The organism is Streptomyces caniscabiei (assembly GCF_014930365.1).
Classification (GTDB): domain Bacteria; phylum Actinomycetota; class Actinomycetes; order Streptomycetales; family Streptomycetaceae; genus Streptomyces; species Streptomyces caniscabiei.
In genome coordinates this window covers 172,142-198,845 of record NZ_JABXWI010000009.1, presented here as the reverse complement: position 1 = coordinate 198,845, position 26,704 = coordinate 172,142, and the positions used below count along the sequence as shown (strand labels likewise).

Below are 26,704 nucleotides of genomic sequence, written 5' to 3'. Positions count from 1 at the left end.
CGAGTTCCTCACTCTGTTTCGCCCCCTGGTGCGCTGTTCCGGATGGCGTCCCGCCAGCCGTCAAGGACGGTCGATGCCCTCCCACAGGCCGAGGGTCTGCTGGTAGTGGGCCGTGGCTTCGAAGGGCGGGTTGCCGACGCTTCCCGAGGTGGGTTTGTCCGTGACAGCGGGCCACAGACGGGACTGTTCACCGGTGGCGAAGTCGAGCACGATGTCGCGGATCCGCGTGTCACGCTCGGCCTGTTCGGCGCTGCGGCCCGGCTGTTCCTGGCCGACCAGGGCGTACATCTCGGTGCCGTGCACGGCGGGTGCGCCCTCGGCGGGCCCGATCATCAGGAGATGGGCGTTGCCGCCCGCGGCGGCGTGCGCCAGGGCGCCGCGGGCTGCCGGGAGTGCGAAGAGGTAGTCCGCCATGACCGCGGCGCGGACCTCGGCCGGGGTACGGCCGCCCTGGTCGTAGGCGTCGACGATCTTCTTTGCGCGGGAGCGGGAAATACGCCACCCCGCGACCTCGTCGACGACGCGGTCGAGGGTGTGCGGGTCGAAACGGTCGAGGTCGTTCGCCACCCACCACCCCATGTCGTCACTCGCCATGCTCAGCAGCACGTCGACATCGCGGTGCGCCCCCGAGGCGAGGACGTCCATGGGATGGGCGTGCACCACCGCGCCGGGCTGCCCGATGTCCAGGACGACGCCGGTGGCCTTGTTGTCCACCCCGCCGCGGACTCCGAGGTCCGTCGGGGCGACCTTACGCAGGGCGTCCCTCAGGGAGACCGCGTCGAGGTCGAGCAGCTTCTCCGGGTTGTCCGCTACGCCGAGTTCGGTGACGAACAGGTGCGCGAGCTCCTCGGCCCACCAGGCCGGGACGCTACGAGCGGGCCCGCCGGAGAACCCGGCCAGCCGCCGGTACAGGCCGTCGGCGGAGGAGGCGCCGAGCAGACCGAAGGTGGAGTAGGCGCCGGCGCTGTGGCCGTAGACCGTGACCTGGTCGGGGTCGCCGCCGAAGTGGGCGATGTTCCGCTTGACCCAGGTCAGCGCGGCGATGACGTCCTGCAGGAAAAGGTTGCTGACCTCGGCGAGCCGCCCGCCGTACTGCGAGAGCGAGAGCGCGCCCAGGGCGCCGAGCCGGTAGTTGACCGACACGCTCACCACGCGCCCCGACGCGGCGAGACCGGAGGCGTTCGACGTGATCTGCGTGTTCGCGCCGTACTCGAATCCGCCGCCGTGGATGTACACGGCCACCGGAAGCGCCGTCCCGGCCGGCTGCTCGGGAGCCCACACGTTCAGGTTCAGACAGTTCTCGCCCATCCCGCTGTCCGCTTCCAGCCAGTCGCCGCTGTCGGGCTGGACAGAGACGACGCCCTTGCGGTCATAGGGTCGGTCCGGAGCGAAGTCCGCGACCACGGGGCGGCGATACCGCTCGGCGGTGGCGTACGGGATTCCCCACCAGGACCGCACCCCTGGTGCAGTCGGGGCCTTGGGCGCGGTCGTAGTCATGGCGTGAGATTCCTTCCGGAGCGTTTCGGGTGTTTTGCGCGGCGCGTCGGCAGCTGACCGCTCGCGGTGGCGCTCCCCAAGCATTCCCTGGACTCCGGTAAATCGTCGGGCGGACAGCGGTCACCTGATGGTCACCAGGCGACACCTGCCTGCTCGTCCTCTTCTCCTGGCCCGTCGCCAAGCAGGCGAGGGCGACCTGAGACGCTGCCGTCAGCGGGTCCCCTGACTCGACACGCCGACTTGCCCAGGTAAGCCGGTGCAGCTCGCGGGCCCGAGCATGCCGCTGATCATGCTGCTGCATCGGACGGTGATCTTCCTGGCCTCGCCCAGGGATTGCGAGTCGGCTACAGAAGCGTTGATCTTCTGAGGTTCGCTCTCGTGGGGCCGCACCTGCCCTAGAAGCGGTGCAGGGTCGGCCGTCGCACCGGCCTGACGGCCGAACCGCAGGCTCTGCCCTAGAGGGCGATCAACCTGACCGGGCGGTTTCCTCTTGGGGCAGTTTCCCCACCCCTGGACGTCATCGCAGAGGGAACACAGCGAGGGCGACAGCGTCTACACAGCACGATGGCAGCCCTGCCGCACACCGGCTAATGGGACAACGAGTCGCCCCGCAGACACCGTCGACTGGACACGAGCGCGCCGCCCCGGCCCCTGGGGCTTGGCATCGCCCCTCAGAGCAGTGGCCCGAACGACGATCGGTAACCGCGAGCACCTACTCCGCCGCAGGTCAGAGGGGCTGGAACTCCCCCGACCTCCGCCGGCCTCCAAACCCACGAGCAGCGGATTCAGTCCGTTCAGGCGAAGTTGACGCCCCGGCAGGACAAAATGAACGTTTCCGCAGGTCAGAGACCTGCAAAAGTGGGGCGGGTGGGACTCGAACCCACGGCCGACGGATTATGAGTCCATTGAGGATCTTGGCGGCCCTTGCCGATCAGTGCCGATTGAAGGCGTTCTTGCAGGTCAGGCGCGTGCATCTCTGTCAGCTTTGCGCGGTCCCTGTCGGTTGGTTCCTGTCCTTGCGGTCCCTACACGGTCCCTGCCGCTCCTTGAGAGGCCTGCCCACTACAGAATCCTGGCTGGCGCCCCTGCTCAACGGGCACGGTCGAACCATGGCGCAGCGGATTTCCCTTCCACCTCGCAGAGGCTCCGCCCTGGTGGTCGGAGTAACCCGCAGAAACAGCTGCCGCCGTACGGTTCACCTCCCCTCGCGCGGAGAGCACGTCCTCGGCCGGACGTTCCGACAAGGTTCTCCACGTCGGTTCAACTCCGCTCACGGCCAGCCCACATCCGGGAAGGAGGGCTCAGCCGCGGGGCGTCGCCGTCGTCCGTGGCGGGCGTCTCGGCCTGGTGCGCGTCTGGCGGTGGCGTTTGCCGTGCCGGGTCTCAGACGTGTGGGCCCGCGCCGTGCAGGAGTGTGTCGATGACGAGTGCGGCGAGCGCGTCGTGATCCTGTGCGGCCGGGTCCTGGTCGGTGCCGGGCCTGTCGAGGGCTTCGCTCAGGAGCGCGTAGTACACCTGCCGCGTCCAGTCCAGGTCCGCGTCCGGGGCGAGGATTCCCTCCCTCTGCGCGCGGGTCAGGAGTTCGACGGTATACCTGTCGATCTCGGCCCAGAGGGCGGCCGCGGTCTCGGTGTGGGGGGTGGCGTGGCTGAGGGTGAAGCGCCAGGTGCTCTTGACCCGCAGGACGTTCGCGGTCACCCGGTACAGGGCCACGAGCGCGGGAGCGGAGTCGGGCCGGGCTTCCCCGATGGCATCGAGGAGCTGCTGCTTCGCGGAGACGGCGAGCGCCTCCAGCAGCGCCTGCCGGTTCGCGAACCGCCGGTGCACCGTGATCCTGGTCAGCCCCGCCGCTTCGGCGATCTGCTCCATGGAGGCACCGGCATCATCAGCGAGGACCCGCTCGGCCGCCTCCAAAATCGCACGCACACTGCGCTCGGCATCTGCCCGCAGCGGTCGGCCCATAACGGTCTCCCTGTCTAGTGCGTTTTTCGTCCTCCTAGAGGATACGTGAACGCTACGGGTATCCCGATAATTGATGCTCTCCTGCCGCGCATGCACCTCAATCTGATGCGACGATGATACATCTACGGGGTCACGGCACGCCTCACGACAGCCGAGGGCCCGACGCCCTCCGGTCGTGACCATGAAAGTGCCATACCCACGACCAACCTTCGGGCGCGGCCGGACGGAGGCCGACGCCGTGGCCCGCGAGAGCCGACTGGTTCGCCCTGGCGGATGACACGGTCCGGCGCCCGGGATGACTCCCGACGACATTATCGATCCCTAGCTTCTGGACATGTCGATCATGCGGGAGTCCCTTCGCCGCCTCCGGCTCACCGGCGTCGTCGCTCTCGGCTCCCCCACCTTCGCGCAGCCCCTGACCTCCGGTCCGCATCCGAGCGGGAGGTCAGCGGACCCATCGGGGCCTTCAGACGCGAACGGCGGGCGGCCCGGCCGCACGACGCCGCCGAGTCGGCGGTAGCCCCACACCCGCACACCCCAGCAGCACATCCGCATGTCGAGCGCACAGCAGGCTCAACGCGCCGGGGGAACCTCCGGCCCGACTCAAGGAATTGGCATGTCCTCAACCAACCGACGAACCCGTATCTCCCGGCGGACCGCGATGGCGCTGGCCGGCATATCGGTCGTCGCGGCCGTCGCGGCCACAGCACCGACCATGGCCAACGCCGTGAGCCCCAGCTCCAGCGGCACCCGGCACTCGGCCACCCGGACACAGAACGCGGAGAGCGCCAGCACCGCCCCCAACCTGCGCGTCGAGGCCACCAACGGCGTCACCTACCAGTACCGCCGCTTCGGCCACCCCACCCCCGGCAGCGTGCCCCTTGTCTTCCTGCAGCACTTCCGCGGCAACCTCGACGCCTGGGACCCCAAGCTCATCGACACCATCGCCGCCAAGCGCGAAGTCATCCTCGTCGACAACGTCGGCGTCGGCGGTTCCACCGGCACCACCGCCAGCACCGTCCAGCAGATGGCCCTGGACGCCATCGACTTCATCGACGCCCTCAAGCTGCCCCGCTACGACGTGTTCGGCTTCTCCCTCGGCGGCGAGGTCGCCCAGGAGGTCGCCCTGCGCCGCCCCTGGCAGGTCCGCCGCGTCGTCCTGGCCGGCACCGGCCCCCAGGGCGGAGTCGACCAGCGCGCGACCGACCCTGACATCCTGCAGCGGACCCTGAAGGACAACCCCGGCCCCGAGGACTACCTCTTCCTGTTCTTCAAGAACACCGCCACCAGCCAGGCCGCGGGGAAGGAGTTCCTCCAGCGCCTCGGACAGCGCACCACCGACCACGACGCCCCCTCCAGCCTCGCCACCCGCGACCGCCAGCTCACCGCGTGGTCCGAGTGGGGCATCCCCGACAAGTCCAAGCTGGTCCGCCTGAAGGCCCTCTTCCAGCCGGTCCTGGTCGCCGACGGCGAGAGCGACATGCTGATGCCCGCCAAGAACTCCCACCTGCTGGCCAAGCACCTCCCCAACGCCCAACTGCACATCTACCCGGACGCCGGCCATGGCTTCCTCTATCAGTACGCCGTCAAGTTCGGCACCGAGGTGAACACCTTCCTCGACCGCTGACACCACCTCGCCACGAGACGGTCGCCCTGGCGGCAGGAACGGCGACCGCCGACCGCCGACCGGCAGCCCACGCCCGATACCCCGCCCGGAGCCGAACCCGGCGGGGTATCGCCGTGCAACTGGGTGCCGACCAGGTCGATACAGGCCCACGGCGGGCGCTGTCACCGCGGCACGCCGTTGGCACGGGCGGCCCTCGCCTGCCTCACTCCGCACGAGTTGACGCCCTGACCCTCCGTAGCGGATACGCGAACGCTACGGATACTTGTTTAATTGATGCTTAGATGTTGCGAGTGACTTAGAAGCTGATACATTGATGAAACCGATTGAGGGTGTTGCAGCGACAGCGACGGACCTCGGTACGACCGTCATCCGCGTCCGACACCGAGATCCCCTCACCCCGCAAGACGACATCAGTCCCATGAGTCAGGAGCACACAATGGCAACAACACGTCCGGTAGCCCTCGTGACGGGTGCGTCCTCCGGCATCGGAAAGGCGGCTGCCCTCGCGCTGGCCGCGGCGGGCTACGAGGTGGTCGGCACCAGCCGTAACACCGCGCACGTCACCCCCGTGAAGGGCGTGACCTTCCTCGACCTCGACGTGACCAGCGATGATTCGGTGACCGACGCGGTCGGAGAGGTGATCGACCGGTTCGGACGGATCGACGTCCTGGTCAACAACGCGGGCATCGGCTCGGCGGGCGCGGCCGAGGAGTGCTCCGCCGCCCAGGCCCAGTACCTGTTCGACATCAACGTCTTCGGCGTCATCCGCATGACCAACGCCGTCCTGCCCCACATGCGCGCCCGGCGCAGCGGACGCATCATCAACATCTCCTCCATCGTCGGGTTCATGCCGCAGCCCTACATGGCCGTCTACGCCGCCTCCAAGCACGCCGTCGAGGGCTACTCCGAGTCCGTCGACCACGAGCTCCGCGAATACGGCATACGGGTCCTGCTCGTCGAGCCCGCCTGGACGAACACCGCCTTCGACGCCGCCAGCGTCCGCCCCGACCAGCCCCTGGGCATCTACGCCGGCCAGCGGCAGCTCTTCGAGGAGTACATGGCAGGCGCGGTGAAGGACGGCGACGACCCCGCCGTCGTCGCCAAGGAGATCGTCGCGGCCGCCACCGACGCCAAGCCCAAGGTGCGCTACACCGCCGGTGCCATGACCGGGCGCGTCCGCACCATGCGCCGCGTCGTCCCCACCCGCGTGTTCGACCAGCAGCTGCGCAAGATGAACCGGCTGCCCGTCTGACACCCGCGCGCTCACTTCCCTCCACGAGGCACAGCAACGAGAAAGCGACGCTCGTCATGACTACCTATCTGGCAGACGCGGCCGAGGGCCTCACCGCGGACGGCCCCTCCGCGACGTTCACCTACCGACGCATCGGCCCGCGGGGCGGCATCCCGCTGGTCCTGCTCAACCGGGTCCGGGGCACCCTCGACTGGTGGGACCCCGAACTCCTGGACCGCCTGGCCGCCGCTCACGACGTGATCGTGTTCGACAACGTCGGCACCGGCTACACCACCGGCACACCACATGACTCCGTCGAGGGACTCGCCGACGGCACCGTCGAGTTCATCGAGGCCCTCGGCCTGCCGCAGGTCGACCTGCTCGGCTGGACCCTGGGCGGCACCGTCGCCCAGCACATCGCCCGCACCCAGCCCGACCTGGTCCGCAAGCTGGTCGTGGCGGCCGCCAACCCCGGCGGCACGGTGCCCGGCGCTCCGGACCCGGACCCCAAGGTTCGGGCCACCATGACCAAGCCCGAGGTCACCGGGGACGACCTGGTGTTTCTGTTCTTCCCCGATACGGACACCGGACGCGCCGCCGGGTACGAGCACATCGCCAGGGTGGCCACCCGGCTGGCCACCGGCATCCCCGGCGTGTCCGAGGCGGCGGCCATGGGGCAGATCGCCGCGATCGCCAAGGACGCGGCGATTCCCTTCGACCAGGTGCAGGCGGACCTCGCGTCCATCAAGCAGCCCGTCCTGTACGCGACCGGCATGAAGGACGCGATGATCCCCGCCCTGGCCGCCTACACCGCCGTCCAGCACCTGACCGACGCCACCCTCGTGGTCTACGGCGACGCCGGCCACGCCTTCCTCTTCCAGCATGCCAAGGACTTCGCCGCCCAGGTGACGGCCTTCCTCGCCGACTGACCGCTCACCCGGACGCCGGAGACCGGGCAGACCCCGCGCCTGCCCGACCTAGGAGATACATCGTGCAGTCGACCAGCGATCCGGTGCGCCGGGAGGTGACGCCGCTGGAGTTGTTCTTCGACCTGGTCTTCGTCTTCGCGATCGGCCGGCTGTCGCATCAGCTGCTGGCGCACCCGACGTGGACCGGCGCCGCCCAGACGCTCGTGCTCTACCTCGCCGTCTACGCGGCGTGGGCGTACACCACCTGGGCGGTGACCCTCGTCCCGGCCGAGGACCCGCGAACCCGGCGGATGCTGCTGACGGTCATGCTCCTGGGGCTGTTCATGAACGCCGCGATCCCGCGTGCCTTCGGCGACGCCGGGTGGGTCTTCGTCGCCACCTTCCTGCTGATTCACCTCGGCCGGACGGGATGGCTGCTCACGGTCGGCCTCGACCGGCGTGAGCAGGAGCATTGGCGCCGCGTCCTGGTCTGGTTCGCCGCGGCCGCCCCCTTCTGGCTGACCGGCGCGGCGGCCGACGGAGGCGCGCGGCTGACGTGGTGGGCCGCGGCGACCCTGGTCGAGCTGGCGGGCACCTGGACGGCGCATCCTCTGCCCGGCCGCAGGCTGGACTCCCGACAGGTCACCTTCGCCGGCGGCCACCTGCTGGAGCGCGGCCGACTGTTCATGATCATCGCGTTCGGTGAGACGATCCTGACCACCGGCACCGCCCTCAGCACGGCGCCGTACGCGCCGATGACCCTGCTGACCGCGTGCGTGGCGCTCACCGGCACGGTCGCGTTGTTCTGGCTGTTCTTCAGCCGCTCCGAGCACATCGTGCGCCACTACGAGCGGACCGAGGACCCGATCCGGGCGGGGCGCAGCGGCGTCTACAGCCTCATGGTCTCCGTCGCCGGGATGATCGCCGCCGCCGCAGGCGACGAACGCGTCATCGCGCATCCCGCCCATCACGCCGGCATCACCACAAACCTGCTGCTGTTCGGCGGGCCCGCCCTCTTCATCGGGGCGCAGACGTGGCACGGCAGGACCCTGTTCGACGACCTGCCCAAGGCGCGGCTGCTCGCGCTGTCCGCTCTGGTCCTCGGATGCGCCGTCACGACGACGGCCCCCGCCTACTTGGCGGCCGTCATCGCCGCCGCGACCGTCGTCACGCTGGCCGCGCTCGAAGACCGCCGCCCGCCCGGGGATGCCGCTGCGAAGCCGGTCTCCTCAAGCCGCCCACGTCCCCGACCTACGGCGCCACCGCGGTCGGCCTCCCGGTCCCGGCCGGTCGGCGACAGGCCGGTCGGGTGAGACGCGAGCACGCCTTCCGATCCGCTGCATGCGCCGTATCCGTCCATCACCCAGGAGCTGTCCATGGACTTTTTCCCCAGCGCCGTTCTCGCCACCGGTGCCGACCGACGTCCGGGCCGGGACCTCACCGCCCGGCTCCTCAAGCGCGAGCACGGCGTCCACGCCGGTGCCCGCGCCGGCGACCGGGTCTACGAAGGAGGGACGCCATGGCGGAGGCCGGTGTGTTGATCTGTGACGACCAGGAGCTGATGCGGGTCGGCCTGCGCATGGTGGTGGACAGCCAGTCGGACCTCTCGGTCGTCGGCGAAGCCGGGGACGGCGAGGCGGCCGTGGCGAAGGCACTCACGCTGCGCCCGGACCTGGTCCTCATGGATGTGCGGCTGCCGCGCCTCGACGGCATCTCGGCCACCGCGCAGGTCCGCGCCGCACTGCCGCAGACACAGGTTCTGGTCATCACCGCCTGCGACCGCGACGAATACGCCTACGCGGCGCTGCGTGCCGGAGCCGGCGGCTTCCTCGTCAAGGACACACCGGCCGCGGAGATGCTCGTCGCCGTGCGCGGCGTGCTGCGCGGCGACACGATGATCGCCCCCTCGGTGACCCGACGACTGATCGACCGGTATGTCACGGGCGCCATCGCTCCCCTCACCGACAAGCGCCTCGCCATACTGACCGACCGCGAGCGTGAGGTGCTGGCCCTGGTCGCCCGCGGCCTGAACAACACGGAGATCGCCGAGAAGCTGTTCCTCGGCGAGACCACGGTCAAGACCCACGTGGCCCGCATCCTCACCAAACTCCAGATCCGCGACCGGATAGAGGCCGTCGTCATGGCCTACGAGAGCGGACTGGTTCGCCCTGGCGGATGACACGGTCGGGCGGCCGGGAGGACTCCCGACGACACCGTCGGTTTCTAGCTTCTGGACATGTCGATCATGCGGGAGTTCCTCCGCAGCCCCCGGCTCACCGGCGCCGTCGCGCCCAGCTCCCCCACACTCGCCAAGGTCATGACCGCCGGTCTGGACCTTCACCGCGCCGACGTCGTGGTGGAACTCGGGTCCGGCACCGGCGCGATCACCGGAACGATCCTGCGGCAGCTGGCTCCGGGCGCGCGGCTGATCACGGTCGAGCTCAACCCGGCGTTCGCCCGCCGGCTCACGGACCGGTACGCCGATGACAGCCCCGTCGAGGTGGTCCAGGGCAGCGCCGAGGACCTGGCGACACTCGTCCCACGCCCGGTCGACGTCATCGTGTCCGGTCTGCCGTGGACCGTCATGCCGCACGGGCGGCAGCGCCGGATCCTCGACGCCGTGGCCGGCGTACTGCGCACGGACGGCCGGTTCAGCACCTTCGCCTACTGCCACGCGGCCTGGACCCTCCCGGCCCGTCGGTTCGCCGCCGAGCTGACCGCACGGTTCTCCACCGTGGAGCGCAGCCCGGTCATATGGCCGAACCTTCCGCCGGCGTTCGTGCACCGCGCGCTGACGCCGACCCAAACACCACTTCCCACCCCCACTCGAACTCCTCAGCACCGGAGCACAACATGACCCAGCACAGCATGTTCAAGATCGAGATCGTCGCGCCGAAGATCCGCAGGGTCACCTTCTCGAATCCGCCGGTGAACGTCGTCGGCGCGGACACCGTCGTCCAACTGCTCGATATCGTCAACGAGTTGAGCCAGGACGAGCAGGTTCAGGTAGTCGTCTTCGACAGCGACACGCCCGGATACTTCTACAACCACGCCGATCTCGCCCAGGTGCCCGACCTCTTGGCGCTCAACAACGCGGAGGGGACTCCGACCTGGGTCGAGCTCGTCACCCGCCTGAGCAACGCCCCGTTCATCAGCATCGCCTCCATCCGAGGACGCACGCGGGGCGGAGGGGACGAGATCACCCTGGCCTTCGACTTGCGCTACGCCAGCCGTGAGGAAGCGGTCTTCTGCCAGCCCGAGGTCGCGATCGGCATCGTGCCCGGTGGTGGCGGCAGCGACCGTCTGGCCAGGCTGCTGGGACGGGACCGCGCGCTCGAAGCGGTCCTCACCGGGCATGACTACGACGCCGAGCGCGCCGAGCGGTACGGATGGGTGACCCGGGCCGTCCCGGACACCGAACTCGACGACTTCGTCAGCAGCGTGGCGGCGCGCATCGCGTCCTTCGACAAGACGTCCGTCCTCGGCGCCAAGGCACAGATCAACCGTTCGACCCTGCCGCCGGTGGCCGACCTGCGAGCGTCCTGGGCGGACTTCGCGGAGTCGGTCACGTGGCCGGGATTCCAGGCCCGCATCCCGCAACTCGGCAAGCTCATCGCCGAGATCGGCGTCGAGGAGATCGAGCGGAACCTGGGCGACTACCTCGGCATCGCGAACCAGCAGGCATAGCCACCGCCTGCGCACGAAGACGCCGGGCGGATGGTGCGGCGGCGGGCCGGTGTCACGCGGACGACAACCCGTCACCAGTGCTCGCCGCAGCGCACCTCCGACGAGTGCGTCCCGCATCTGATCCCCCACTTCCATGCGAAACGCAGAAGGACCTCCATGACCAGGGACCATGTCCCCGCCTCCGGCACCTCTCCGTCGGCTGCGGACCGACTGCCGGGCGGCAGGGCCGGCCACCGGGCGGGAACAGGCAGAGGAACCGCCGTACGGCGCAGGGAACTTCTGACGCTGATGGCGATGTGCCTGGGCGTGATGATGACGTTCCTGCTCGTCACCGCCACGATCTCGGCGCTGTCGGCGATCCAGGCCGATCTGCACGTCGGCCCAGGCGTGCTGGTCTGGATCCCCAGCGCGTACACGCTGGTGGTGGCCGCGCTGGTGCTGTCGGCCGGCACCCTGGGCAACCTCCTGGGCCGCAAGCGGATGTTCTGCGTCGGCGTGGTGATCATGATCGCGGGAGGCGTGCTGGCCGCGACCGCCGACACCACTGCCACGGTGATCGTCGCGCAGCTGGTCTCCGGTGTCGGCGGCGCGCTCATCCTGCCCAACAGTCTGGCTCTCTTGGGCGCGGCCTTCGCCGATCCGCAGCGGCGGACCGAGGTGATCACCGTGTGGGCGGCGTCGTCGGGCATCGGCCTGGCCGTCGGCCCGCTGCTCGCCGGTCTCCTGCTGGACCGCTTCAGCTGGCACGCGGTGTTCGTGTCGAACACCGTCCTGGGTGTGATCACGCTGCTGGTCGCGGTCCCGTTCGCCGCGGAGTCCCTGGCCCCCGACGGCCGCCTGGACGTGGCTGGCGCCCTGCTGGGCACCCTCACGATCGCGAGTCTCGTCCACGCCCTCATCCAGGGCGGCCAGGACGGGTACACCGCTGGTCCCGTCCTCGCCGCCTGGGTCGCGGCCGCGGTCGGCGCGGTGGTGTTCGTCGCCGTGGAGTTGCGGGTGGCGGCGCCGATGCTCGACGTCCGGTTGTTCGCCTCGCGCTCGTTCAGTGCCGTGATGGTCATCGCCGCGGTGTCGCTGTTCGGTTTCACCGGCGTGGCCGTCCTCGTGGTGATGTTCTACAACAACGTCCAGCACCTGAGCGCGCTGGACACCAGCTGGCGCATGCTGCCCCTGTTCGGCGTCTACGTCGTCTCGGCGTTCCTCACCGGCAGAGTGATCCGGCGTACCGGCTTCAAGGCACCCCTGACGGTCGGTCTGTTGCTCGGCGCCCTCGCCGTTCTCGGTCTGACCACGGTCGGCGCGGACACCCCCTACGCCAGGGTCTGGCCGCTGTTCGCCCTGTTCGGTGCCGCATCCGGCCTGGTCATCGCGCCCAGCACAGCCGCCGCGCTGGTCAGCGTCGCCCCTGAACGCGCGGGCATGGCCTCCGGCGCCGTCAACACCGCCCGGCAGGTCGGCGCGGTCATGGGCACCGCGCTGCTCGGCTCACTGCTCGCCGACCGCGTCACCGCGGACCTGCCCCGGCAACTCGCCGCGCACGGCGTGCCCGCCGCCGCCCGCGCACCCGTCGAGCAGGCCGTCGCCTCCGGGACGACCGGCACCACCGCGCCGCCCGGCGCCGTGCGCGCGGCGATCGAGGACGCCTTCACCTCCGGCGTACACGCCGGCCTGGCCGTCACCGCGGCCGTCTTCCTCGCCGCCGCCGTCGTGGCCCTGACCTCCGTACACAACCGCCCCCACCAGAACGGAACGCGCATGCCCGCCCCCACGACCACCCCCACCGCCTCATGAGCACGCACCCCACCCCTCGGCACCGCGCCTACACCTGGCAGGATCCCCGCCCGACCGCCGAGGCCATCGGGCAGATGAGCGGCCTTGAGGTGCTGCGGGGAATCGGCGAGGGAACGCTCCCGACCCCGCCGGCCATGGACACCCTCGCCATCGAACCCCTCGAGATCGAACCGGGCCGCACCGTGTTCGAGCTGACCCCCGCGGAATGGCACTACAACGCGCTCGGCACCGTCCACGGCGGCGTCCTCGCGACTCTCGCCGACAACGCCCTGGGCGCCGCCGTCTTCACCCGCCTCCCCGCCGGAACCGGCTACACCACGCAGGGCCTCACCATCACCTTCCTGCGCCCGGTCACCGTCGACACCGGCCGCATCCGCTGCGAGGGCACGGCTGTCCATGTCGGCCGCAGTAGCGCCTATGCCACCGCCACGGTCACCGACCTCACCGGTCGGCTGCTCGCCCACGCCACCACCACGTGCCTGATCTTCCGGGCCGACGGCCGACAGCCCGCTCGCACCAGTCACCACGCTGCCCACGGCACCGGCCCGACCGCCTGACCCACCCCGGACCGGCAGACAGACAGACAGAAGACAGAGCCTGCCGCCCCTATCCGACCAGTACTCCATCCCCTCATTCAGCACCTGCACCACAGCACCAGGAGCTTTCATGGACCTCTCCGCCAGCACCGTCCTAGTCACCGGAGCCAACCGGGGCCTCGGCCGCGCGCTCACCGCCGAACTGCTCAGCCGCGGCGCGACCGTCTACGCCGGTGCCCGCAACCCCGACCAGGTTGACCTGCCCGGCGTCACACCGATCGCGCTCGACATCACCGACCCCGCCTCCGTCGCGGCCGCCGCCAAGGCCACGGGTGACGTCACCGTCCTGATCAACAACGCCGGCATATCCACCGGCGCCGACCTGCTCACCGGCGACCCGGACGACATCCGCCGGGACATGGACACCAACTTCTTCGGCACCCTCTCGGTGGTCCGGGCCTTCGCACCGCAGATCGCGGCGGGCGGCGGCGGTGCCGTCCTGAACATCCTGTCCGCCCTGTCCTGGTTCAGCTTCCCGGACATCGGCGCCTACTGCGCCGCCAAGTCCGCACAGTGGTCGCTCACCAACGCCCTGCGCCTCCAACTGGCCGACCAGGGCATCCGGGTGGCCGGGCTGCACGTCGGCTACATGGACACCGACATGACCAGCACGGTCACCGCGCCCAAGACCGCCCCCGCCGACGTCGCCCGCCTCGCCGCCGACGGCCTCGCCGACGGCGCCTACGAGATCGTCGTCGACGACATCAGCCGCCAGGTTCAGGGCGGGTTGGCCGGAGGCGTCGCCGCGCTGTACCCGCAGCTGCCCTGACCGACGCTCGACCCGTATGCCAATGAGTGAGACCACCGTTCCCTCCGCCCAAACCGTCGCCGAACGAAGAGAGTGGCCATGTCCACCGAACTTCCCAAGTCATACGGCCCTCCCCCCAAAGGGCAGCCGTCGCCCCCGTCCCGACGAACGTTCATCGCCACGACGACCGCCGTCGGTGGCGCCGTGATGGCGGGCGGCCTGGCTGCGGGAGCCTCTCTGTCCGGTGCCGAGGAGGCGGCCGCCTCCGAATCTCCACCCAGCGGTCGGGTCTCGCTGACCGTGAACGGTGAGCGGCGCATCGCCGTGATCGACAACCGGACCTCGCTGCTGGACCTGCTGCGCGAGCAGCTCGGCCTGCCCGGCACGAAGAAGGGCTGCAACGCCGGTGCCTGCGGGGCCTGCACGGTTCTGGTCGACGGACGGCGGGTCAACTCCTGCCTGACGCTGGCCGTGCGCCTGGACGGCGCCGAGGTCACCACCATCGAGGGCCTGGCCGACGGCGACCGACTGCACCCGCTGCAACAGGCGTTCGTGGACCAGGACGCCTTCCAGTGCGGGTTCTGCACGCCGGGTCAGATCATGTCCGGCGTCGGCTGCGTCGAGGAGGGCCACACGGACTCCGCCGAGGAGATCCGGGAGTGGATGAGCGGCAACATCTGCCGCTGCGGCTGCTACGTGAAGATCGTGCGGGCGGTCGAGCAGACCGCACGCGGGAAATGAGGCCCGGCCACCGTGTATCCCTTCTCCTTCACCAAGGCCGCAGACACCCGGAGCGCACTCGCGGCCGGGCAGCGCGGCGGGCGCTACATCGCCGGCGGTACCACCCTCCTCGACCTGATGCGCGAGACCGTCGAACGCCCCGCCACGCTGGTGGACATCAGCGCGCTGCCGCTGCGCAAGGTCACGGTCACCGAGCGCGGGGGCCTGCGCATCGGCGCCCTGGTGCGGATGGCCGAGGCCGCCGCCCATCCCAAGGTCCGCGCTCTCCACCCGGTCATCTCCGAGGCGCTGGAGCTGAGCGCATCAGCCCAGTTGCGGAACATGGCCACCATCGGCGGCAACATCATGCAGCGCACCCGGTGCACGTACTTCCGCGATGTGACGGCCGCGTGCAACAAGCGTGAGCCGGGCAGCGGGTGCGCGGCACTGGAAGGCTTCAACCGCACCCACGCGATCCTGGGGTCCTCGGACCAGTGCGTGGCCACTCACCCCTCCGACGTCGCCGTGGCCTTCGCCGCGCTGGAGGCGACAGTGCACCTGCTCGGCCCGGACGGGGAGCGCAGCGTCGCCTTCGCGGACTTTCTGCTGCGGCCCGGCAGTACCCCGAATCGTGAACAGGCCTTGCGAAAAGGCGAGTTGATCACCGCAGTGGAGATCCCGGCCCTTCCGCGCCCGCTGAAGTCGGGCTACCTGAAGGTCCGCGACCGGCAGTCCTACGAGTTCGCCCTCACCTCCGCGGCCGTCGCCCTGCACATCCGCGGCGGGGTGATCCGCGAGGCGAAGGTCGCCGCGGGAGGCGTCGGCACCGTGCCGTGGAAGCTGCCCGCCGTCGAGCGGCACCTGATCGGCGAACGCCCCTCGAAAGCCCTGTGGGCACAGGCCGCCGAACGAGCGGCGGACGGAGCGCGCCCCCTGGAGCACAACCGCTTCAAGACCGAACTCCTCAAACGCACCGTCGAGCGCCAGCTGCGCATCGTAGGAGGCACCGCATGAGTCCGCAGCCGCAGGCAGCCGTCGGCACCCCGCTCTCCCGGGTGGACGGCCGGCTGAAGGTCACCGGTCGGGCGAAGTACGCCGTCGACCACGACATCGACGGAGCCGTGCACGCGGTCGTCGTCGACAGCAGCATCGGCCGGGGCCGCATCACCGGCATCGACACCCGCGCCGCCCTCGCCCACTCCGGCGTCCTGAAGGTGATCAGCCACCTCAACGCCCCCAAACTGCCCTACCAGCGCAACCCGCTCCCGGTCGCCCCGCCCGGCGAGCGGCTGCACGTCTTCCAGGACGACAAGGTCCTCTTCCACGGGCAGCCGGTCGCCGTCGTCGTGGCCACCACGCTGGAGGCCGCCCAGCACGGCGCCAGTCTGGTGAAGGTGACCTACGACGCCGAGCAGCCGTCGACCGACATGGCCCACGCACCGGCAGGCGAGCCCCAGAAATACGCGCGGGGCGATGCCGACAAGGCACTGGACTCCGCCGCCGTCCGCATGGAGATGACCTACCACCTCGCCCGCAACAACCACAACGCGATGGAGCCGCACGCCACCACCGCCCGCTGGGACGGCGACAAGCTCACCGTGTGGGACAAGACCCAGTGGGTCTTCGGCACCCAGATAGAACTCGCCGTGGTGTTCGGTGTCGCGCCGGAGTCGGTGCGCGTCATCTCGCCGTTCGTCGGCGGCGGCTTCGGCAGCGGGCTGCGGGCCTGGCCGCACGTCACCATCGCGGCCCTCGCCGCCCGCGAGACGAAACGCCCCGTCAAACTCGCCCTTACTCGCAAGCAGTTGTACTTCGGAACGGGCTTCCGGCCCACGTACGAATACGCGGTCCGCCTGGGCAGCGACCGGCGCGGCCGCCTGACCGCCATGACCCACGGCGTGCGCGCCGAGACGTCGTCGTACGAGACGTTCATGGAGTCCGTGCTGGTCCCGGGGCAGATGCTGTACAGCATGCCCCACGTGAGCCAGGAGTACCGGACAGTACCCCTGGACGTGCACACCCCGCTGTTCATGCGCGGCCCCGGATACACCACCGCCTCCTACGCCATCGAGTCGGCGATGGACGAACTCGCCCACAAGCTGGGCATCGACCCGATCGAGCTGCGGCTACGCAACGAACCCGGCGAGGACGAGTCCAGCGGGCTGCCGTTCTCCACCCGCAAGCTGCGCGAGTGCTACACCGTCGGCGCCCGCGAGTTCGGCTGGCACCGCCGCAACCCGAAACCACGCTCCACCCGGGACGGCGACTGGCTGATCGGCACCGCCATGGCCACCGGCGTCTACGACACGGCCCGCCAGGACGCCCAGGCGTCGGTCAGGCTGAACGCCGACGGCACCGCACTCGTCCAGTCCGCGGCCAGCGACATGGGCCCGGGCACCTACACCTCCAACACACAACTCGCCGCAGACGCCCTCGGCCTGACGATGGGCAAGGTGACCTTCCGCCTCGGCGACTCCCTCATGCCGCCCGCCCCGCCGCACGGCGGCTCCTGGACCATGGCCAGCGTCGGATCGGCCGTCCAGGACGGCTGCGACAAACTGCGCAAGCAAGCCATCAGGCTCGCCGTCGAGGACGACAAGTCGCCACTGCACGGCGTCGACCCCGACAACGTCGTCGTCCGCGCCGGCCGACTGCACGCGAAGAACAACCCCACACGCGGCGAGACCTACCGGCAACTCCTGACCCGCAACAAACGCACCCACCTCGAAGCGATGGGATCCTTCACCCGGCCCACAGGACCGGAACGGCACTCCCTGTTCGCCTACGGCGCGGTCTTCGCCGAGGTCGGTGTCGACGCCCGGCTGGGGCTGGTCCGGGTCCGGCGGATGCTCGGCGTCTACGACGCGGGCCGCATCATCAGCCCCAAACTCGCCGACAGCCAGGCCCTCGGCGGCATGGTCGGCGGCATCGGCCAAGCCCTCCTCGAACACACGGTCACCGACCACCGCGACGGCCGCATCGTCAACGCCGACCTCGCCAACTACCTCGTCCCCGTCAACGCCGACGTCCCCGACCTGAAGGCCATCTACCTCGACGGAGACGACCGCGAGGCCGACCCCATCGGCGTCAAAGGCCTGGGAGAGATCGTCCAGGTCGGCGTGGCACCCGCCATCGCCAACGCCGTCTTCCACGCCACCGGCCGCCGTATCCGCGAACTGCCCATCACCGCAGAAGCCCTGCTCTGAGCACCAAGGTGCCCCTGGGCACCCCTCCGACCGTCCGGCGGCAGGTGAGCGGCCCACCGCCGGACACCAGGGCCGCCGCAGTGTCACCTCTCCCCCGCCCGACGCTGCGGCGGCCCGCCCAACACCACGTCCCCCACGAGAGACCCGTCCATGCTGAACATCGCCGACACGCTGCACGCCTGGTGCCGCGAAGCCCGCCCCTTCGCCCTCGCCACCGTCATCCAGACCAGCGGCAGCGCACCCCTGCCACCCGGCACCGCCCTCGCGGTCAACGCCGACGGCCAGGTGGTCGGCAGCGTCTCCGGCGGCTGCGTGGAAGGAGCTGTCTACGACCAGTGCCAACAGGTGCTCCAGGACCACGGCCTCCCCGCCCGCACCCGGTTCGGCTACTCCGACGCTGACGCCTTCGCCGTCGGCCTGACCTGCGGCGGCGAGATCGACGTCTTGGTCCAACGCATCGAACCGACAGCCCAACCCCACCTGGCCGACGCCCTCGAAGAAGCGGTACGGGGCAGACCCGCCGCCGTGGCCCAGATCGTCGACGGCCCCGACGAACACCTCGGCCGCACCCTCACCCTCCTCGGGGACGGCAGCGCGTACAACGGCACCCTGGGCGGCGAGAACGAGGACCGAGCAGTCGCGGCACAGGCCCGCGCCCTGCTCAGAGCAGGACGCACCGCCAGAACCGAAGTCGGCGGGGACCCCGACACCTGTCCCACCAAGCTCTCGGTCCTCGTCCACACCCACGCCGCACCGCCCCGCATGCTGATCTTCGGCGCCGTCGACTTCGCCGCCGCCCTCAGCCAGGCCGGAAGCTTCCTCGGCTACCGCGTCACCGTCTGCGACGCCCGCCCCGTCTTCGCCACCACAGCCCGCTTCCCGCACGCCGACGAAGTCGTCGTCGACTGGCCCCATCGCTACCTCGCAGCCACCGAGGCGGACGCCCGCACCGCCATCTGCGTCCTCACCCACGACGCCAAATTCGACATCCCCCTACTGAGCCTGGCGCTGCGTCTCCCCGTCGGATACATCGGTGCGATGGGCTCCCGCCGCACCCACGCGGACCGCGACCAGCGTCTGCGCGAGGCCGGCGTCTCGACAGCACAACTCGCCCGCCTCAACTCCCCGATCGGCCTCGACCTCGGCGCCCACACTCCCGAGGAGACGGCCATATCCATCACCGCGGAGATCATCGCCCACAGCCACCGGGCCCCCGGCCTGCCCCTGTCCGACGGCACCGGACCCATCCACCGCTCCGGCCCTGCGAACCCAGGGCCTTCAAGGCAGCTCGAAGCGCAGCGTGACCCTGCCCGGGCCGGGTGAACACCTCTTTGCCCCTTCTCCGCAGTCCTCTGCCCCGACCTTCGTCAGGAGCAGCCATGAACGGCACCATCACAGTCGTCGACAGGGGTCAGGTACACATCCACAGCCACACCGCCTCCGAGGACAACCCGGACGCCACCACGCCCGGATCACTACCAGGGCGCGGCCCGCCTCGGCGTCCCCGTGCTCGCCATGCCGGAGACCACCGCGGAGATCGTCGCCGCGGGCGCCAAGTCCGACCTGCCCACCGGCGCCCCGATCCCGCTCGCCCACATGACCCCGACCGTGGAGATCACCCCCGGCACCGAGATCATCTACGGCATCCCCTTCGAGTTCGAGAAGGTCACGGGCGGCCGACTACCTCAACCCCGGCCCCGAACCGCTGGGCGACTACGGCGACACCTACGAGAAGGCCATCACCGAGCGTTACCCCGTCTACAAGGGCGCAGCACTCATCGACGTCACCAAGCCCCCTGTCCGATCACCTCAACCACACTCGATCCCGACGGCCCGACAGCCAGCGAATGCTCCCGGAGGGGCCGTTCTCTGTTCGGGCCGTTTCCGGACAGCCCAGGGCGCTCGACGGCCCCGCGGTCACTGAGCGGCAGTGGCGACCACCACTCTCCAGCGCAGGGACTCTCAATACCCGGGATCACCGATCGGCCACGCCGTCCGACACGCGCCGTCCCACCACTGGCAGCACCAAGACTCACCACCATTCACTACGCCCGGTGCGCCCGGCGCCCGACCGGATACATCGCGGGCGACGGCCCACAGCCAGCGGATGAGAAGCGCCCCGACCCTGGATCCCACACACGCGACGCATGGTGTCGGCGCCGTCTTGGTCCCTGTCTGGTCCCTGGACTGTGGCTTCGAGCCCCCGGGGCAGCGGACTTGGAGGCCGACGACAGGCTTGAATTCCTGTTCCGTCGCAGGTCAGAGCGATCAATACACTTCCGAGCACCACGGGACCGGCGAGATCCCAAGCTCACGAGCAGCGGATTCAGTCCGTTCAGGCGAAGTTGACGCTCCGCCAGGACAAAATGAACGTTTCCGCAGGTCAGAGCCCTGCTGAAGTGGGGCGGGTGGGACTCGAACCCACGGCCGACGGATTATGAGTCCGCTGCTCTAACCGGCTGAGCTACCGCCCCGTACGGCGTGTCGCGTACATGTGTGCGCGCCGTCTGCCGCAGCATAGCCGCTCATACGATCTCCTGCTTCGGATGGTCGGCCTTCGCATGCGCTTCTTGACCTTGAGGACCCCGGCGCGGCACACGCGGTTCCCCCGGACATGAAAAAGGACCCCCACGGGGTCCTTCCTCGGTCCTTGCTCGATGGCTCTCCCGACTGGACTCGAACCAGTAACCTGCCGGTTAACAGCCGGCTGCTCTGCCAATTGAGCTACGGAAGATCGAAGCTCCCCCGACTGGACTCGAACCAGTAACCTGCCGGTTAACAGCCGGCTGCTCTGCCAATTGAGCTACGGAGGATTGCCTCGCTGCATCGAACGTACCTCCCTGGGTATTCGCCAGGGGGCGTGCGCTCGCTGCGACACATACATTAGCGCAAGCAGGGGGGTGCTCCGCCAATCGGTATCCCCCGCGCCCGTCGCCGCGCAGCGCGACGCTAGGGACCGACGCAGACGTATAAGGAAGGGTGGCCGCCATGCGCTATCGGCTCACGTTCTTTGCCGGACTGGCCCTGGGGTACGTGCTCGGCACGAAGGCCGGTCGCGAACGCTACGAGCAGTTGAAGAAGTCGGCGCGGCAGGTCGCACAGAACCCCGCCGTGCGGAACACCGCCGAGTCGGCCGCCCAGCAGGGGCGGGTCTACGCCGGCAAGGCCTACCACGTGGTCAGCGAGAAGGTGGGTGACCGTATGCCCGATCTGGTCGCCGAGCGGGTCCGCTCACTGCGGGAACGCAACGCCAACGGCTCGGCCGGGGACGATTGGGGCACGAGCAACACGTAGCCGGGACCCGGGGCCGTATTGCGCCGACCGGACCACCGTGCGGCGCTCTCACCCCTTCCCGTGCGGCAGAATTTCCGCCATGGGGATAGTCGCCGGGCTGGACAGTTCGCCCGATTTTACGCGCATTGTCGTCTGTGACTCGGACACAGGGGCCGTGCTCAGGCAGGGGTATGCCCCGCACCCGTTGGAGCCGGCGGAGAGCGGGGGGCGTCCCTCCGACGTCGATCCGCAGGCCTGGCTGCTGTCCCTGGGCGAGGCGGCCGGCGGCGGGCTGCTGGAGGGTGTGCAGGCGATCGGGGTCTCGTCCCAGCAGAACGGGCTGATCGCGCTGGACGCGCAGGGCAACACCGTGCGTCCGGCGATGGTCGGCGGCGACAGGCGGACCCAGGTCGCGGCGGCCGACCTCGTCGACGCGCTCGGCGGGCGAGGGGCGTGGGCGGAAGCCGTCGGCTGTGTGCCGGGGGCCGCCCAGCCGGTGACCAAGCTGCGCTGGATGAGCCGTACCGAGCCTGATGCCGCGATGCGGACGGCCGTACTGCTCCAGGCGCACGACTGGCTGGTCTGGCAGTTGCTGGGGCGACCGGTCAGGAGGACTACGGACCGGGGCGGGGCCTCCGGGACCGGGTACTGGAACGCGGCGACCGGGCAGTACCGGACGGACCTCGTGGAGATGGCGCTCGGGCATCAGGTGATGCTTCCCGAGGTGCTGGGTCCCTCGGACGCCGCCGGTACGACGCCGGAGGGGCTCCTCATCTCCGCCGGCACCGGCGAGACCATGGCCGCCGCGTTCGGGCTCGGTATCGGGCTCGGGGACGCGGTGGTGTCGCTGGGGGCCTCCGGGTCCGTCATGGCCGTCCACACCCAGGCGCTCGTCGACTCCTCCGGGATGATCACCTCGCTGGCCGACGCCACGGGGATGCATCTGCCGGTGGTCACCACGCTGAACGCCGTACGGACCCTGCGCGGGGCCACCGAACTGCTGGGTGTCGCCGATCTGGAGGCGCTGTCCGACCTGGCGATGAAGTCGACGCCGGGGTCGCACGGGCTGGTCATGCTGCCGTACCTGGAGGGCGAGCGGACGCCGAACCTGCCGCACACGGCGGGGACGCTGGCCGGCCTGCGGCGGGAGTCGATGAAGCCGGAGCACTTCGCGCGGGCCGCGTTCGAGGGCATGCTGTGCGGGCTCGCGGACGCGCTGGACGTGCTGCGGGGGCGGGGCGTGGACGTACGGCGGATCTTCCTGCTGGGCGCGGCGGCGGAACTGCCGGCCGTGCAGGCGGCGGCGCCGGCGCTCTTCGGGGTGCAGGTGGTGGTGCCGCAGCCGGCGGACTACGCGGCGGTGGGCGCGGCCCGGCAGGCCGCGTGGGCGCTCGGGGTCTCGCAGGGGGCGCTCGATCCGCGTACTCCGCCGATGTGGCCGGGGGCGGCGGCCCAGGTGCTGGAGCCGGGGGACGAGCTGGCGGTGGGGCAGGCGGTGCGGCAGCAGTACGTGGCGGTCCGGGAACAGACGCATCCCGGGGCGTTCCGGACCTGAGCGTCCCGGTCTCACCGGCAAGGTTCGGCCATCGATTCCTCACCGTTGGGTTAATTCGGTTGAGGTAACGCGGGTGGAGTGTTCGACGATGGGGGGTGGTGCGTCCAGAACCCCGTCTTCGACTCCGAGAGATCTCGCGTGCTCATACGATTGTTGAGAAGTCATCTCCGTCCCTACCGGACACCGATCACCCTGCTGGTGCTGCTGCAGTTCGTGCAGACGTGCGCCACGCTGTATCTGCCCACGCTGAACGCGGACATCATCGACGAGGGCGTGGTGGAGGGGGACACGGGTTACATCCTGTCCTTCGGCGCGCTGATGATCGGTATCTCGCTGGTGCAGGTCGTCTGCAACATCGGGGCCGTGTACTACGGCGCCCGCACCGCGTCGGCGGTCGGCCGGGACATCCGGGCCGCCGTGTTCGACCGAGTGCAGTCGTTCTCGGCGCGTGAGGTCGGTCACTTCGGGGCCCCGTCGCTGATCACGCGGACGACGAACGACGTGCAGCAGGTCCAGATGCTGGTCCTCATGACGTTCACGCTGGTGGTGTCGGCGCCGATCATGTGCGTCGGCGGCATCGTGCTGGCGCTCGGGCTGGACGTGCCGCTGTCGGGGGTGCTCCTCGCCGTCGTACCGGTGCTCGGGATCTCCGTCAGCCTGATCGTGCGCCGGCTGCGCCCCCTGTTCCGCACGATGCAGGAGCGGCTGGACACCGTGAACCGGGTGTTGCGGGAGCAGATCACCGGTAACCGGGTGATCCGGGCCTTCGTGCGGGACGACTACGAGAAGGACCGGTTCCGGAAGGCGAACGTCGAGCTGACGGATGTGTCGCTGGGGACCGGGCGGATGCTGGCGCTGATGTTCCCGATCGTGATGACGGTGATCAATCTGTCGTCGATCGCGGTGGTGTGGTTCGGCGCCCATCGGATCGACAGCGGCGGCATGGAGATCGGCGCGCTCACCGCGTTCCTCGCCTATCTGATGCAGATCGTCATGGCGGTGATGATGGCCACCTTCATGTTCATGATGATGCCGCGCGCCGAGGTGTGTGCCGAGCGCATCCAGGAGGTGCTGGACACTGACACGAGTGTGGTGCCGCCGGTCGAGCCCGTACGGGAGCTGCGGCGCCACGGGTTCCTGGAGGTCCGGGGGGCGGGGTTCCGCTATCCGGGGGCCGAGGAGCCGGTGCTCAGGTCCATCGAGGTCGTCGCGCGGCCCGGTGAGACGACCGCCGTCATCGGGTCCACGGGCAGCGGGAAGTCGACGCTGCTGGGGCTCGTCCCCCGGCTGTTCGACGTCACCGAGGGCGAGGTGCTGGTGGACGGCGTCGACGTACGCACGCTCGATCCGAAGCTGCTGGCGAGGACGGTGGGGCTGGTGCCGCAGAAGCCGTATCTGTTCTCCGGGACCGTGGCGACGAACCTGCGGTACGGCAATCCGGACGCCACCGACGAGGAGCTGTGGCACGCGCTGGAGGTGGCGCAGGCCAAGGAGTTCGTGGAGCGGCTGGAGAACGGGCTGGACTCCCCCATCGCGCAGGGCGGGACGAACGTGTCCGGCGGGCAGCGGCAGCGGCTCGCCATCGCGCGGACGCTGGTGCAGCGGCCGGAGATCTATCTGTTCGACGACTCCTTCTCCGCGCTGGACTACGCGACCGACGCGGCGCTGCGGGCGGCGCTGGCGCGGGAGACCGCCGACGCGACCGTGGTGATCGTGGCCCAGCGGGTGGCGACCATCCGGGACGCCGACCGGATCGTCGTCCTCGACGAGGGCCGGGTCGTCGGCACCGGACGTCACCACGAACTGATGACCGACAACGAGACGTACCGGGAGATCGTCCTCTCCCAGCTCACGGAAGCGGAGGCAGCCTGATGGCCGGGCCGTTGGCACGGATGGCGGGGGCCGGGGCACCCGATCAGCACTCCATGGACTTCAAGGGCTCCGGGAAGCGGCTGCTGGCGCAGTTCAGGCCCGAGCGGTTCACGATGTACGCGATGGTCCTGTGCGCGGTGCTCAGCGTCGGGCTGTCGGTGCTGGGGCCCTGGATCCTCGGCCGCGCGACCGACCTGGTCTTCGCGGGGGTCGTCGGGCGGGAGATGCCGGAGGGCGCCACCAAGGCCGAGGTCCTTCAGGCCATGCGGGAGCGCGGGGACGGCGCGGTCGCCGACATGCTGTCGGGCACGGACTTCACGCCGGGCAAGGGCATCGACTTCGAGGCCGTCGGCGCGGTGCTGCTGGTTGCCCTCGGCATCTTCCTGGTCGCGGGCCTGCTGATGGCGGTGGCCACCCGGCTCTCCAACCGGGCGATCAACCGGACCGTCTACCACATGCGCGAACAGCTCCAGGCGAAGCTCTCACGGCTGCCGCTGTCGTACTTCGACAAGCGGCAGCGCGGGGAGGTGCTGAGCCGGGCGACCAACGACATCGACAACATCGGACAGACGTTGCAGCAGTCGATGGGGCAGCTCGTCAACTCGCTGCTCACCATCATCGGCGTACTGGTGATGATGTTCTGGGTGTCGCCGCTGCTGGCGCTGGTCGCGCTGGTGACCGTGCCGGTGTCGTTCCTGGTGGCCACGCGGGTCGGCAAGCGGTCGCAGCCGCACTTCGTGGCGCAGTGGCGGGTGACGGGCAAGCTCAACGCCCATATCGAGGAGATGTACACCGGACACACGCTCGTGAAGGTGTTCGGGCGGCAGGAGGAGTCGGCGCAGCAGTTCGCCGAGGAGAACGAGCGGCTGTACGAGGCCGGCTTCAAGGCCCAGTTCAACAGCGGGATCATGCAGCCGCTGATGCTCTTCGTCTCCAACATCAACTATGTGCTGGTCGCGGTCGTGGGCGGGCTGCGGGTCGCCACGGGCGCGCTGTCCATCGGTGATGTGCAGGCCTTCATCCAGTACTCGCGGCAGTTCTCGATGCCGCTGACGCAGGTCGCGTCCATGGCGAACCTGGTGCAGTCGGGGGTCGCCTCCGCCGAGCGGATCTTCGAACTGCTCGACGCGGAGGAGCAGGAGGCCGACGCGGTGCCCGGCGTACGGCCCGAGGAACTGCGGGGGCGGGTGGCGCTGGAGGGGGTGTCCTTCCGGTACGAGCCCGACAAGCCGCTGATCGAGGACCTGTCGCTGGTCGTCGAGCCGGGGCACACGGTGGCGATCGTGGGGCCGACGGGGGCGGGGAAGACCACGCTGGTCAACCTGCTGATGCGGTTCTACGAGGTCACCGGGGGGCGGATCACGCTCGACGGGGTCGATGTCGCGTCCATGTCCCGGGACGAACTCCGGGACGGGATAGGGATGGTGCTCCAGGACACCTGGCTGTTCGGGGGAAGCATCGCGGAGAACATCGCGTACGGGGCGTCGGCCGCGCGGAAGGTGACGCGGGGGGAGATCGAGGAGGCGGCTCGGGCCGCGCACGCGGACCGGTTCATCCGGACGCTGCCGGACGGGTACGACACGGTGATCGACGACGAGGGGACCGGGGTGAGCGCGGGTGAGAAGCAGCTCATCACGATCGCCCGGGCGTTCCTGTCGGATCCGGTGATCCTTGTGCTGGACGAGGCGACGTCCTCGGTGGACACGCGTACGGAGGTGCTGATCCAGAAGGCGATGGCGAAGCTGGCGCACGGGCGGACGTCGTTCGTGATCGCGCACCGGCTGTCGACGATCCGGGACGCCGACACGATCCTGGTGATGGAGAACGGTTCCATCGTGGAGCAGGGGGCGCACGAGGAGTTGTTGGCGGCGGGTGGGGCGTATGCGCGGCTGTATCGGGCGCAGTTCGCGGAGGCGGTGGCCGAGGTGGACTGAGGGGTGGGGGCTGGTTGGGGTGCGTTGTCGGGTGCGGGCCGGTGGGGGCTGGTCGCGCAGTTCCCCGCGCCCCTAAAAGACCAGGCCCCTGCGGGCC

Annotated in this window: 22 protein-coding genes and 3 tRNA genes; 19 read left to right on the top strand and 6 right to left on the bottom strand. The window is 69.9% G+C overall.

What is annotated here, in order from left to right; all coding sequences use genetic code 11:
• Positions 1 to 60: 60 nt before the first annotated feature.
• Together HW837_RS25135 and HW837_RS25130 are read right to left on the bottom strand one after the other, a co-directional pair.
• Complete coding sequence (locus HW837_RS25135) at positions 61 to 1,497, bottom strand: carboxylesterase family protein (protein WP_045557398.1); 1,437 nt, start codon at positions 1,495 to 1,497, stop codon at positions 61 to 63.
• A 1,383-nt stretch (positions 1,498 to 2,880) separates the two neighbouring features.
• Positions 2,881 to 3,459: a TetR/AcrR family transcriptional regulator gene (locus HW837_RS25130; RefSeq protein ID WP_045557399.1), complete on the bottom strand. Its 579-nt coding sequence runs from the start codon at positions 3,457 to 3,459 to the stop codon at positions 2,881 to 2,883.
• 616 nt (positions 3,460 to 4,075) lie between these two features.
• Here HW837_RS25130 and HW837_RS25125 point away from each other — a divergent pair.
• The 15 genes from HW837_RS25125 to HW837_RS25055 all read left to right on the top strand — a co-directional run bounded on the left by HW837_RS25125 (position 4,076) and on the right by HW837_RS25055 (position 19,296).
• Positions 4,076 to 5,086, top strand: coding sequence for an alpha/beta fold hydrolase (locus HW837_RS25125; RefSeq protein WP_196789370.1), 1,011 nt, complete (start codon positions 4,076 to 4,078; stop codon positions 5,084 to 5,086).
• Between the two features lie 436 nt (positions 5,087 to 5,522).
• Complete coding sequence (locus tag HW837_RS25120; protein ID WP_193380059.1) at positions 5,523 to 6,338, top strand: oxidoreductase; 816 nt, start codon at positions 5,523 to 5,525, stop codon at positions 6,336 to 6,338.
• Positions 6,339 to 6,394: 56 nt separating this feature from the next.
• On the top strand, positions 6,395 to 7,246 hold the full coding sequence (locus HW837_RS25115; RefSeq protein WP_193380060.1) for an alpha/beta fold hydrolase: 852 nt from the start codon (positions 6,395 to 6,397) through the stop codon (positions 7,244 to 7,246).
• Positions 7,247 to 7,308: 62 nt separating this feature from the next.
• The gene (locus tag HW837_RS25110) at positions 7,309 to 8,538 is read left to right on the top strand and encodes a low temperature requirement protein A (protein WP_193380061.1); all 1,230 of its coding nucleotides are present in this window, start codon (positions 7,309 to 7,311) and stop codon (positions 8,536 to 8,538) included.
• Between the two features lie 63 nt (positions 8,539 to 8,601).
• Positions 8,602 to 8,766, top strand: coding sequence for a hypothetical protein (locus HW837_RS25105; protein WP_159040879.1), 165 nt, complete (start codon positions 8,602 to 8,604; stop codon positions 8,764 to 8,766).
• Positions 8,745 to 9,404: a response regulator gene (locus HW837_RS25100; protein WP_045557403.1), complete on the top strand. Its 660-nt coding sequence runs from the start codon at positions 8,745 to 8,747 to the stop codon at positions 9,402 to 9,404. The genes HW837_RS25105 and HW837_RS25100 overlap by 22 nt, the downstream gene beginning before the upstream one ends.
• 57 nt (positions 9,405 to 9,461) lie before the next feature.
• Positions 9,462 to 10,082 (top strand): class I SAM-dependent methyltransferase, encoded by a 621-nt coding sequence (locus HW837_RS25095; RefSeq protein WP_045557404.1) that lies wholly within the window; start codon positions 9,462 to 9,464, stop codon positions 10,080 to 10,082.
• Complete coding sequence (locus tag HW837_RS25090) at positions 10,079 to 10,912, top strand: enoyl-CoA hydratase/isomerase family protein (protein WP_045557405.1); 834 nt, start codon at positions 10,079 to 10,081, stop codon at positions 10,910 to 10,912. The genes HW837_RS25095 and HW837_RS25090 overlap by 4 nt, the downstream gene beginning before the upstream one ends.
• 156 nt (positions 10,913 to 11,068) lie before the next feature.
• On the top strand, positions 11,069 to 12,703 hold the full coding sequence (locus tag HW837_RS25085) for an MFS transporter (RefSeq protein ID WP_078853406.1): 1,635 nt from the start codon (positions 11,069 to 11,071) through the stop codon (positions 12,701 to 12,703).
• The gene (locus tag HW837_RS25080; protein ID WP_045557406.1) at positions 12,700 to 13,260 is read left to right on the top strand and encodes a PaaI family thioesterase; all 561 of its coding nucleotides are present in this window, start codon (positions 12,700 to 12,702) and stop codon (positions 13,258 to 13,260) included. Before HW837_RS25085 ends, HW837_RS25080 begins: the two co-directional genes overlap by 4 nt.
• A 109-nt stretch (positions 13,261 to 13,369) precedes the next feature.
• Positions 13,370 to 14,068, top strand: coding sequence for an SDR family oxidoreductase (locus tag HW837_RS25075; RefSeq protein WP_045557407.1), 699 nt, complete (start codon positions 13,370 to 13,372; stop codon positions 14,066 to 14,068).
• 78 nt (positions 14,069 to 14,146) lie between these two features.
• Positions 14,147 to 14,788 (top strand): (2Fe-2S)-binding protein, encoded by a 642-nt coding sequence (locus HW837_RS25070; protein WP_093789193.1) that lies wholly within the window; start codon positions 14,147 to 14,149, stop codon positions 14,786 to 14,788.
• A 12-nt stretch (positions 14,789 to 14,800) separates the two neighbouring features.
• Positions 14,801 to 15,781 (top strand): FAD binding domain-containing protein, encoded by a 981-nt coding sequence (locus HW837_RS25065; RefSeq protein WP_093789192.1) that lies wholly within the window; start codon positions 14,801 to 14,803, stop codon positions 15,779 to 15,781.
• Complete coding sequence (locus HW837_RS25060; protein WP_193380062.1) at positions 15,778 to 17,973, top strand: xanthine dehydrogenase family protein molybdopterin-binding subunit; 2,196 nt, start codon at positions 15,778 to 15,780, stop codon at positions 17,971 to 17,973. The genes HW837_RS25065 and HW837_RS25060 overlap by 4 nt, the downstream gene beginning before the upstream one ends.
• Before the next feature lie 150 nt (positions 17,974 to 18,123).
• Positions 18,124 to 19,296: an XdhC family protein gene (locus HW837_RS25055; RefSeq protein ID WP_045557411.1), complete on the top strand. Its 1,173-nt coding sequence runs from the start codon at positions 18,124 to 18,126 to the stop codon at positions 19,294 to 19,296.
• 152 nt (positions 19,297 to 19,448) lie between these two features.
• On the opposite strand, the gene HW837_RS25050 is transcribed toward HW837_RS25055, so the two are convergent.
• The 4 genes from HW837_RS25050 to HW837_RS25035 form a co-directional block, all read right to left on the bottom strand.
• Entirely contained in the window at positions 19,449 to 19,610 is a 162-nt protein-coding gene (locus tag HW837_RS25050; protein WP_159040880.1) for a hypothetical protein, read from the bottom strand.
• A 763-nt stretch (positions 19,611 to 20,373) separates the two neighbouring features.
• Positions 20,374 to 20,447: transfer RNA gene (locus HW837_RS25045), tRNA-Ile, on the bottom strand.
• A gap of 184 nt (positions 20,448 to 20,631) precedes the next feature.
• A tRNA-Asn gene (locus tag HW837_RS25040) sits at positions 20,632 to 20,707 on the bottom strand.
• Positions 20,708 to 20,713: 6 nt separating this feature from the next.
• Positions 20,714 to 20,786 (bottom strand) — tRNA-Asn (locus HW837_RS25035).
• Between the two features lie 175 nt (positions 20,787 to 20,961).
• On the opposite strand from HW837_RS25035, the gene HW837_RS25030 reads away from it, so the two are divergent.
• The 4 genes from HW837_RS25030 to HW837_RS25015 all read left to right on the top strand — a co-directional run bounded on the left by HW837_RS25030 (position 20,962) and on the right by HW837_RS25015 (position 26,607).
• Positions 20,962 to 21,267 carry a hypothetical protein gene (locus HW837_RS25030; protein WP_045557412.1) on the top strand — a complete coding sequence of 102 codons (306 nt, stop codon included), beginning with the start codon at positions 20,962 to 20,964 and terminating at the stop codon, positions 21,265 to 21,267.
• Positions 21,268 to 21,346: 79 nt separating this feature from the next.
• The gene (locus HW837_RS25025) at positions 21,347 to 22,801 is read left to right on the top strand and encodes an FGGY family carbohydrate kinase (protein WP_078853407.1); all 1,455 of its coding nucleotides are present in this window, start codon (positions 21,347 to 21,349) and stop codon (positions 22,799 to 22,801) included.
• Between the two features lie 138 nt (positions 22,802 to 22,939).
• On the top strand, positions 22,940 to 24,673 hold the full coding sequence (locus HW837_RS25020) for an ABC transporter ATP-binding protein (RefSeq protein WP_045557736.1): 1,734 nt from the start codon (positions 22,940 to 22,942) through the stop codon (positions 24,671 to 24,673).
• The gene (locus tag HW837_RS25015) at positions 24,673 to 26,607 is read left to right on the top strand and encodes an ABC transporter ATP-binding protein (protein WP_093789190.1); all 1,935 of its coding nucleotides are present in this window, start codon (positions 24,673 to 24,675) and stop codon (positions 26,605 to 26,607) included. Before HW837_RS25020 ends, HW837_RS25015 begins: the two co-directional genes overlap by 1 nt.
• Positions 26,608 to 26,704: the final 97 nt, after the last annotated feature.

Bases quoted from the DNA above. Each gene is read 5' to 3' on its own strand.
- HW837_RS25095 (WP_045557404.1), top strand. From the start codon at position 9,462: ATGTCGATCATGCGGGAGTTCCTCCGCAGCCCCCGGCTCACCGGCGCC.
- HW837_RS25125 (WP_196789370.1), top strand. From the start codon at position 4,076: ATGTCCTCAACCAACCGACGAACCCGTATCTCCCGGCGGACCGCGATG.
- HW837_RS25050 (WP_159040880.1), bottom strand. From the start codon at position 19,610: ATGATCTCGGTGCCGGGGGTGATCTCCACGGTCGGGGTCATGTGGGCG.
- HW837_RS25025 (WP_078853407.1), top strand. From the start codon at position 21,347: ATGGGGATAGTCGCCGGGCTGGACAGTTCGCCCGATTTTACGCGCATT.
- HW837_RS25055 (WP_045557411.1), top strand. From the start codon at position 18,124: ATGCTGAACATCGCCGACACGCTGCACGCCTGGTGCCGCGAAGCCCGC.
- HW837_RS25090 (WP_045557405.1), top strand. From the start codon at position 10,079: ATGACCCAGCACAGCATGTTCAAGATCGAGATCGTCGCGCCGAAGATC.
- HW837_RS25015 (WP_093789190.1), top strand. From the start codon at position 24,673: ATGGCCGGGCCGTTGGCACGGATGGCGGGGGCCGGGGCACCCGATCAG.
- HW837_RS25100 (WP_045557403.1), top strand. From the start codon at position 8,745: ATGGCGGAGGCCGGTGTGTTGATCTGTGACGACCAGGAGCTGATGCGG.
- HW837_RS25060 (WP_193380062.1), top strand. From the start codon at position 15,778: ATGAGTCCGCAGCCGCAGGCAGCCGTCGGCACCCCGCTCTCCCGGGTG.
- HW837_RS25075 (WP_045557407.1), top strand. From the start codon at position 13,370: ATGGACCTCTCCGCCAGCACCGTCCTAGTCACCGGAGCCAACCGGGGC.
- HW837_RS25115 (WP_193380060.1), top strand. From the start codon at position 6,395: ATGACTACCTATCTGGCAGACGCGGCCGAGGGCCTCACCGCGGACGGC.
- HW837_RS25080 (WP_045557406.1), top strand. From the start codon at position 12,700: ATGAGCACGCACCCCACCCCTCGGCACCGCGCCTACACCTGGCAGGAT.
- HW837_RS25030 (WP_045557412.1), top strand. From the start codon at position 20,962: ATGCGCTATCGGCTCACGTTCTTTGCCGGACTGGCCCTGGGGTACGTG.
- HW837_RS25085 (WP_078853406.1), top strand. From the start codon at position 11,069: ATGACCAGGGACCATGTCCCCGCCTCCGGCACCTCTCCGTCGGCTGCG.
- HW837_RS25070 (WP_093789193.1), top strand. From the start codon at position 14,147: ATGTCCACCGAACTTCCCAAGTCATACGGCCCTCCCCCCAAAGGGCAG.
- HW837_RS25130 (WP_045557399.1), bottom strand. From the start codon at position 3,459: ATGGGCCGACCGCTGCGGGCAGATGCCGAGCGCAGTGTGCGTGCGATT.
- HW837_RS25135 (WP_045557398.1), bottom strand. From the start codon at position 1,497: ATGACTACGACCGCGCCCAAGGCCCCGACTGCACCAGGGGTGCGGTCC.
- HW837_RS25120 (WP_193380059.1), top strand. From the start codon at position 5,523: ATGGCAACAACACGTCCGGTAGCCCTCGTGACGGGTGCGTCCTCCGGC.
- HW837_RS25105 (WP_159040879.1), top strand. From the start codon at position 8,602: ATGGACTTTTTCCCCAGCGCCGTTCTCGCCACCGGTGCCGACCGACGT.